Below are 8,369 nucleotides of genomic sequence, written 5' to 3'. Positions count from 1 at the left end.
TTTTAATCACTATCTTATAGAATCACGGCCAAAGCTTTATTCATTCAGAGCGCGAAATATGTCGTTAGTTATCATAACTCCTGCTTGTGATCGTGATTTACCGCAACTGAATCAGTTGATGTATGACCTTCATCATGAGCATCACCTTGCTTGCCCTGAGCATTTCAAAACAGCAGAAGAGATTGAACAAGAAAAAAGTATTGCTCGTTATTTAGATGATCCGGAATGTTTGGTTTACGTTGCCAAAATAGACAGTCAAATTGTGGGATTTATATCGGGTCACTTTTGCGAGTTAATTTCAAGCGTGAGCAAAGCGGTACCAATGGGCAGTATTGATGAGCTTTACGTTGAGCCACAATATCGTCAGCAGCATATCGCACAGCAGCTGTTTCAAAAAATGGAACAGACATTAAAAGAGTACGGTATTACCCAAGTATTTGTCGAAGTGTGGGATTTTAACCAAGGAGCGCAATCTTTTTATCAACGTTCTGGTTTTTCATCGCATATACATTGGTTAAGAAAGTCAATCGATAGCAAGTAATTCGATAATAATAATCATGGATTTTTAATGTGTTAAAACAGTTTTCATTGTTGAGTGTCTGTTTGCTGTCGTTGTTCTGGTCAAGTGTTGGTGTCGCTCAACAACCCGTAACGCTACCAGATAATATTCGTGGTGCTCTATGCCTAGTTAAAGCCGATCATAAGATCGTGCTCGTTAACGAGGTGATCACCAAGCAGATTTCATTGCCAGGAGGGACGATATCTCCCGGTGAATCTCCAGAATTGGCCGCGCAAAGAGAAACATGGGAAGAAACGGGCCTTGTTGTAACGGTAGGGCGCATGTTGGGGTATACGGATACGGCTGTCGTTTACAGCTGTCGCAGTGATTCCGATGTGATTGCTTTTGAGTCAAAAAATAGCCGTAATGGACATGAGTTGCCTATTTGGTTTGCTCCTCATTATGGTGTCGAGGTTGCTAGCGCAATGCTGATCGATCCGTATCGTATTGATGCAAGTCAGTATCGTTACCCTGAGCAATGGGATCGGATCAAAACCATGTATCAAGAAGCGGATAGCCAACCCGTGATTTATGTAGAGAATCTGGTTTCTGCTGCGCCTCGGTTTCACCAAATCGAATTAGGCTGGATGATGAAATTGCAGAATACGGTCGCGGAATGGCCGTATACGCTGAGTTCGTCGATTTATCAAATCGCAGTATGGATCACCAAATTGACGGATCCTTTATTGCTGATAGTTTTGTTTCCAGTGATTGCCTGTTATCTGGGTAAAGAGTCTGTTTATAAGATATTTTTTGTGGTTACCGTGAGTTCATTGTTGTCATTAGTCGCTCAGCAAGGATTTGCATTACCAAGACCCCATGCCTATATACCATTGTTGGAACTTTGCCAAAGTTACGGGTACGGTTTTCCAAGTTTACCGATTGCAGTTTGGTTTGGTGTAGGGATATCACTATTGCGAGCTTTTGATCATCTCGATTTCAACCGAATGTTTGTGGGTTTTATCGTGTTGATGGGGCTATTAATGTTGGCCAAATTCTATATTGGGGAAGCCTTCATCAGCGATATGGTGATAGGTGGATTGTTGGGCGCTCTGGTCGCGTGGCATATTGTTCGTTTAGATGAACAATCTTATACCGACGTCAGAACACTGCTGGGTTCGCGTGGGGTATGGTGGGGTTTAACGATCACGGTTGCACTGCTGGCTATGATCTGGCCCTTGCCTAGTTTCACCGCTTGGTTAGCCATTTTGCTGACGGCATCGGCTTTAGTTATGACAAAGAGCACTGAACCACTACACATCACTCTTCAACGAATGTGGCTGCTGATCATTTTGTTATTAGCACTCAATCAAGTGGTGTTATTTGGTGCCACGCTCGTTTCATACAGCAGTATTTTCTCTTTAATGGTTGAGACGCTCCGCTTGCCACTACTCATGCTCATCTTTGCATGGTTCATGCGAAAATGCCGTGCTTAACTTGGTTGTTTAGTCAACATCCCGATTAAAGACGCCTCGACTGAGGCGTCTTTAATGCCTATTCGTGAGACTCACCGAGTACAAATTTTTCTATAGCAACTGCCACACCATCGTCGTCGTTACTGAGTGTAATATAGTCCGCTAGCTGCTTAGTTTGTTCCATCGCATTTGCCATTGCAATTCCAAGTCCTGCGTATTGCAGCATGTGATGATCATTTTCAGCATCTCCCATACAAATAATGTGTTTAGCCTCGATTCCCAAGTGCTCGGCAATCGCTTTGACACCGACGCCTTTATTACTCTGTGTGTTTAAGAATTCAAGAAAGAATGGTGCACTTTGTACAATGGTAAACTGCTGATAGAGTTCCGGAGGAAGTTGTTCAATGGCTTTTTGTAGCAAGCTCGGCTCTGCCACAATCATTGCTTTGATGATGGGATGATCATCTTCAAGCTGTTCAAAATCCATTTCCGTGATCGGCAGTCCGTTGATTCTTGCTTCAAGCTCGGTATATTCACTGATTTTAGGCGTGATCAGACCATGAACTTGGCTAAAGGCGTGCGTATTCACGTTAAGTTGGTTAGTAAGGTTAGCGACTAATTTTGCAGAGCGGCCATCGATAATTTTGTGATGAATAATTTCACCACTGCCAATGTTTTGAACCATTGAGCCGTTGTAGTAAAGGACAAAATCCTCATTTGAGTTTAAATGCAGTTCTTGCAACTTATCGCGCATGCCATCAATGGGACGTCCAGACGCTAGCACAACTCTAACTCCTTTTTCACGAGCTTTGGCTATAGCCTGTTTTGTTCTGGCTGTGATCTGTTTTTGGCTATTGAGAAGAGTACCGTCCATATCTAAAGCGATGAGTTTATACATGACTTACCTAAATTGAGTGAAGAAGAAAGCCAGCAGCTTATGCAAGTTGAGATGTGATCGCCACTGATTTAGTCAAATTTTTACGCACGTGATGGGTTTAGTTTGACCTAAGGCAAGGCATCTATTAAGGTCAGCGACCTGCATTTTTTGATATTGAGTTAGGCTGAGTTTACGTTGTACAAAATTAATGAAATGTTTGAGACCATTCAAGGTGAAGGTGTGCATACCGGCGTTCCTGCGGTTTTTATTCGTTTGCAAGAATGCCCAGTGGGATGCGCTTGGTGCGATACAAAGCAGACGTGGGATGCAACGCCGCAAGATGAACGCCCAATCAATGACGTGCTAGCCAAAACCCAAGATAGCCCAACTTGGTGCTCAGTCAGTGCAGAAGAGATGGTGTCGCTCTATAAAACACAGGGTTATCATGCTAAACATATTGTAATTACGGGCGGTGAGCCGTGTATTTATGATCTACGTCCACTTGCGCAAGCATTTGAGGCAATCGGATGTCACATTCAAATTGAAACCAGCGGCACATTCCCGGTTCAAACCTCGGCAAATACATGGGTGACAGTGTCACCAAAAATTGCAATGAAGGGCAAACTGCCTGTACTCGATTCAGCTCTGTTAAGAGCAAATGAGATCAAGCACCCCGTCGCAACGGCTAAAGATATTGAACGGCTAGATGCGTTATTGCTGCGAGCGCAAGTTCCTGATTCAACAGTGATTGCTTTACAGCCTATTAGTCAGAAAGAGCGGGCAACCCAATTGTGCATTGAAACATGCATTGCTAGGAACTGGCGTTTATCGATTCAAACGCATAAATATTTAAGTATTGCCTGAGGAGAGGAAAATGAAAAAAGCCGTTGTGGTATTTAGTGGTGGCCAAGATTCAACAACCTGTTTGGTTCAGGCATTAAAAGAGTTTGATGAAGTGCACGCCATCACCTTTGATTATGGCCAACGCCATAAACTCGAGATTGAGGTTGCCAGCACCTTAGCGAGAAAGTTAGGTGTAGCTGCACATAAAGTCATGGATGTAAGCTTACTCAATGAGTTAGCGATCAGTTCACTCACTCGTGACGATATTCCAGTATCACACGAGTTACAAGAGAATGGGTTACCGAACTCGTTTGTGCCGGGGCGTAACATTCTGTTTTTGACCCTTGCGGGTATTTACGCGTATCAAATAGGTGCAGATGAGGTAATTACCGGTGTTTGTGAAACCGATTTTTCTGGTTATCCGGATTGCCGAAATGATTTTGTTAAAGCGATGAACAGTGCTTTGGTGCAAGGGATGGATCGCCCATTCAACATTCGTACTCCTTTAATGTGGCTAAACAAAGCAGAAACTTGGGCATTGGCGGATCAACATGATGCTCTCGAACTCATAAGACACGAAACACTGACTTGTTATAACGGTATTATTGGTGATGGTTGTGGCGATTGCCCATCATGTGAGCTACGTAAAGCGGGTTTAAACGATTATTTAGTAAACAAAGCGTTGGTGATGAATGCGCTTCACCAAAAGCAAACTGTAACTTTATGGTGTATCTAATAATCAACGTATAGATCAAGTGAAATTTAAACGGGTGTTCTAGTGTTTGCGAATGGAATAGCGTGCAAATAGAACACCCATTATTTAGCTCAAGGTACTAAATAGTTCAAGGAGGTACTAAAGGTACATTTTGGCCAAATCTGCAGGTTCTACTTCTTTACCTTCTAAGCTTGCATTCCAGTTGGTGCCAATTAATACACCATCTTCATCAAGGGTAATCAACCAATCTTCTACGAAAATATCGAGAGGGATTTCTAACACTTCGAAGTCAGACCACTCTTCAACGTTGTGAGTTTGTGCATCTTCTTTGGTTGACCAAAAGGGCATAACTTCACTACTTTCAAATTCTGTCGAGTCGCATGCCAGCCAACCATCTTCATTTTTTAAGCCCCATACTAGTTGGGTCTCTTTTGTTTGTTCAATAAACAATTCTAAGTTTGCTTGAAGGTCAGCAGTTAATTTGCTCATTATCTTTATCTCATAAGGTGATGACGCGCAAGGATAGCATTTTGTGCTAGTAAACTCATTACAATTTTAGACAGAAAAAAGGGGCGAAAACGCCCCAATCCTCGATAAATATCGATTTCAACGCTCGCGTTTGGTGAAAATGGTCCACTCTTCTTTCACCGAACCTTTGTGGCCGACGACAGTGGCGACAACTTTTCTATTCATCGCATGGCTAATATCATCATCACCATTTTCTGTCAGTTCAGTATCACCAAAACCAACAATACGGACACGAGTATGGCTAATGCCGTAACTAACAAGCGCCTTCTCGACGTTATAAGCTCGGTTTTTCGATAACTCTAAGTTATAACCTGGATTCCCAACCTTACTGGCATAACCTTGTAATTCAATCGAAGCTGAAGGGTATTGCTTGAGAAAATTGGCCATTGACCGTATTTGACTTAGAAACACAGGGTTGACTATTGCTGAATCATTCGCAAACAGAATTCTAAGCTGGAGTTGCTCTTCGGTTTTAATGAAAGTGCCACAACCATCATTATCGATCTCTGACTTCAATGGTGTTTCGGGGCACAAATCTCGGGCATTAATCACGCCGTCAAAATCATCGTCACGTAAATCGTCTATTTGATCAGCGAGTGGCATATCAATATATGGATAATCATCTCTAGCAGATGAAGCCGTCGAGGTGATAAAGAGTAAGCTCGCTATCATTGGCCATAAGTATTTCAACATGTTAGTACTCCACCGCATCATGCCACTCTTTGGGTGTATCCACTCTCAACGAACTCAACAATGACCCAGTTGCATTCATAACACGGTATTTTGCATACTGTTCATCGTATTTGGCATCGAGATAACCTTTTCTTGCTTCGAAAAGCTCATTTTCAGTATTCAACACATCCAATAGTGTTCGCTTGCCGAGCTTATATTGTTTTTCATAAGCAATAACCGTATCTGAAGCAGAATCAACATGATCGGCTAAAAATTCTTTCTGTTGTAATGTCAAATCGAGAGCGCTCCAAGATAAACGCAACCCCTCTTCAACACTACGATAAGTCCGATCTCTTAAATCTTTCGCTTTGTTCATTTGGTAGGCAGCACTGTCGGTGCGCGCAGAATCTGAACCACCATTGTACAGGTTGTAACGCATCCTAATCATGGCCGAGAATTCATCGCTGCTACCTTCTATCCCACCGGCATCATCACGCCATGTTTGTGCAGCTTCGAAAGATAATGTTGGGTAATTTGTTCCCTGAGTTTGTTTATATTGAAACTTTGCAGAATCAACATCGGCTTGCGCTACTTTGATGACCGGGTGATCTTGGTAGGCCTTTTCTAAAGCGTCATCAACGGTAAAAGGCAAAGCAGAATGGTCTGCTCTAGGGAAAATTAAATCTTGAGGAGGTTGACCTACCAACCGTTTAAACTGGGTATGTATATCAAACAGATTATTCTGTGCAGCTAAAAGATTGCCATGGGCTTTAGCTAAACGAGCTTCAACCTGAGAAAGATCAGCGGTTGAACCAATGCCTGATTCCACACGCTTTTGTATATCACGATATATTTTCTTATGTACTGAGAGGTTGCTTTCAGAAAGTGTCAGTATTTCAAACGCTTTCGTTGCATCGAGATACACCTTAGTGACCTCTAATGCGATATCTTGAGCGTCAGCTAAGAGTTGGAAACGAACCGATTCGGCATCAGCCGAAGTACGATCAATATCGTTTAAAGTCGAAGAACCATCCCAAATCAGTTGGGTTAAGGTAATGGTGGCTTCTTTACGAGTAAGTTCATTTTCAGTACCAGAGGCTAAATCTACCGCTTCGTAGCCAATACCAGCATCGAGATCGATCCTTGGAAGGTAAGCACCAGAAGAGGCTTCGCTATTATAGCGCTTACTCACATATTCGTTATATGCACTTTTAATATTTGGATTGGTTGCAAGCGTTATTGACACCGCTTGCTCAAGAGTCTGGCTATATACAGAGATCGGGAAGCTGAGTGCGATGGCGTAGCTCAACGTTTTCATGTTCATCCAATTCACTTGGGCACTCCTCTAGGGACTTCTACTTCTTTTAAGCCGCAATAGTACGGCATTAGCTGTTGCATTATCGAGACGCTTGATGGAAAAACGCAACAAAATAACATTAAATTCGCATCAGTAAACAGCAACATATTCATTACATTCGTGATTTTAGCAAAGAATCATACACCAAATCATCAATTAACATTTATTAAACATTGTTGATTGTTTTTATAATAAAGTACATCTTTAGTGTGATATTGATTCAAACTATAAATGTGTGACTTAAGTCTCCACCTACGTCACATAAGAAAGTGTAAAAATGGTTTTTCCTTTGTATTACAGGTGTTAAATGCTAATTTATTACCATTAGAAATGACAAATTACGTAGCAAAGATGTAGGAATGTAAACAGTCGCATCGTTGTGAATTCGGAAGTTATTAGAGGCATTATATGGAACTTGGTTCTTTTTCTTTAGGTACAACATTAACTTTCGGTCAGATGATCGTTGTGGATGCAAATGGCAATGTACGGGTGCTTCAGCCAGGAGAAAAAACCTTGCCTGGTGAAATAATCATCAGTGCCAGTAACGCTACCCCAAACGATGTAGGCAATAATAATGATGTACAAATATCAAGAGTTAACGCCGATGGTCGCAACGTAGATATAACTAATGACATCAATGAAATTTTCGCAGCATTAGAGCAAGGCCAAGACCCAACACAGCTAGGCGAAGATCTTGCAACTGCAGCGGGTGAATCGAACGGTTCAAGCCCGACGGGCTCAGTCAGCATCGCTCGCGACGCTTCGGAAACCATAGCCGCAACAGAATTCTCCACGTCAGCACTCACCGCGCTAGGCCTCTCTGAAACACAAAGTTTAACGCTATTAGAAGGCTATTCTCAAAGTGCTTTAGGGTCAATTGTGACGGGCATCAATGGTGCGAACGACGGCGCGAAAATCACAGGCGATGATAGCGGCAGCGTGACCGAAGACGCGGCGGAAAACACCGCGACGGGCACCTTGCTCGCAAGCGACGTGGACAACACAGACAACGTGTTCCAGGCGCAAACCGATGCGGCGGGACAGTACGGTACGTTCAGTGTGGATGCGAACGGCAAGTGGACCTACGTGCTGGATAACAGCAACGAGACGGTCGATGCGTTGAACGTGGACGAGACACTGACAGAAACCTTCACGGTGAAATCGGAAGACGGCACCGAGCAGGTGGTGACCATCACCATCAATGGCACGAACGACGCGGCGATCATCAGTGGTGATGCGCAGGGTGCCGTGACCGAGGGCAATGGTGACATCGTTCTAAGTGACAGCGGCACTCTGACCGCGGAAGACAAGGATGGGAACAACGCCGACAACACCTTCCTCACAAACGTGACGGCGGTGGCGCACCCGACGGAAGGCGCGCCGCTGGGCAGCCTGAGCATCAC

At 43.4% G+C, this 8,369-nt stretch carries 9 protein-coding genes; 5 read left to right on the top strand and 4 right to left on the bottom strand.

Annotated features, from left to right (window positions below; genetic code table 11):
• Nucleotides 1–58 precede the first annotated feature (58 nt).
• Together B9J87_RS09120 and B9J87_RS09115 are read left to right on the top strand one after the other, a co-directional pair.
• On the top strand, nucleotides 59–541 hold the full coding sequence (locus B9J87_RS09120) for a GNAT family N-acetyltransferase (RefSeq protein WP_017046144.1): 483 nt from the start codon (nucleotides 59–61) through the stop codon (nucleotides 539–541).
• A 29-nt stretch (nucleotides 542–570) separates the two neighbouring features.
• Nucleotides 571–1,995: a bifunctional NUDIX hydrolase/phosphatase PAP2 family protein gene (locus B9J87_RS09115; RefSeq protein WP_094150344.1), complete on the top strand. Its 1,425-nt coding sequence runs from the start codon at nucleotides 571–573 to the stop codon at nucleotides 1,993–1,995.
• Nucleotides 1,996–2,053: 58 nt separating this feature from the next.
• Here B9J87_RS09115 and yidA read toward each other — a convergent pair whose 3' ends face one another.
• The gene (gene yidA, locus B9J87_RS09110) at nucleotides 2,054–2,872 is read right to left on the bottom strand and encodes a sugar-phosphatase (RefSeq protein ID WP_094150342.1); all 819 of its coding nucleotides are present in this window, start codon (nucleotides 2,870–2,872) and stop codon (nucleotides 2,054–2,056) included.
• A gap of 174 nt (nucleotides 2,873–3,046) precedes the next feature.
• Here yidA and queE point away from each other — a divergent pair, with 174 nt between their 5' ends.
• Complete coding sequence (queE, locus tag B9J87_RS09105; RefSeq protein WP_094150340.1) at nucleotides 3,047–3,715, top strand: 7-carboxy-7-deazaguanine synthase QueE; 669 nt, start codon at nucleotides 3,047–3,049, stop codon at nucleotides 3,713–3,715.
• Nucleotides 3,716–3,725: 10 nt separating this feature from the next.
• Nucleotides 3,726–4,430, top strand: a complete 705-nt coding sequence (queC, locus tag B9J87_RS09100; RefSeq protein ID WP_176429508.1) for a 7-cyano-7-deazaguanine synthase QueC — start codon at nucleotides 3,726–3,728, stop codon at nucleotides 4,428–4,430.
• Between the two features lie 117 nt (nucleotides 4,431–4,547).
• Here the strand turns inward: queC and B9J87_RS09095 are convergent, their stop codons facing one another.
• The 3 genes from B9J87_RS09095 to B9J87_RS09085 form a co-directional block, all read right to left on the bottom strand.
• Nucleotides 4,548–4,898 (bottom strand): DUF2750 domain-containing protein, encoded by a 351-nt coding sequence (locus B9J87_RS09095; RefSeq protein WP_013856942.1) that lies wholly within the window; start codon nucleotides 4,896–4,898, stop codon nucleotides 4,548–4,550.
• Nucleotides 4,899–5,015: 117 nt separating this feature from the next.
• Nucleotides 5,016–5,651, bottom strand: a complete 636-nt coding sequence (locus tag B9J87_RS09090) for an OmpA family protein (RefSeq protein ID WP_017042438.1) — start codon at nucleotides 5,649–5,651, stop codon at nucleotides 5,016–5,018.
• Nucleotides 5,632–6,942 carry a TolC family outer membrane protein gene (locus tag B9J87_RS09085; RefSeq protein WP_013856940.1) on the bottom strand — a complete coding sequence of 437 codons (1,311 nt, stop codon included), beginning with the start codon at nucleotides 6,940–6,942 and terminating at the stop codon, nucleotides 5,632–5,634. The genes B9J87_RS09090 and B9J87_RS09085 overlap by 20 nt, the downstream gene beginning before the upstream one ends.
• Before the next feature lie 432 nt (nucleotides 6,943–7,374).
• Between B9J87_RS09085 and B9J87_RS09080 the strand changes: the two genes are divergently transcribed.
• Nucleotides 7,375–8,369, top strand: a 995-nt coding sequence (locus B9J87_RS09080; protein WP_141201561.1) for a retention module-containing protein, incomplete at its 3' end; no start/stop codon positions are given.

This window comes from Vibrio sp. V19_P1S1T109 (assembly GCF_002241375.1).
In the GTDB taxonomy this organism is placed as follows: Bacteria; Pseudomonadota; Gammaproteobacteria; order Enterobacterales; family Vibrionaceae; genus Vibrio; species Vibrio anguillarum.
Note: the sequence above shows the minus strand (reverse complement) of the source record. Positions and strands in the feature narration are given on the sequence as shown.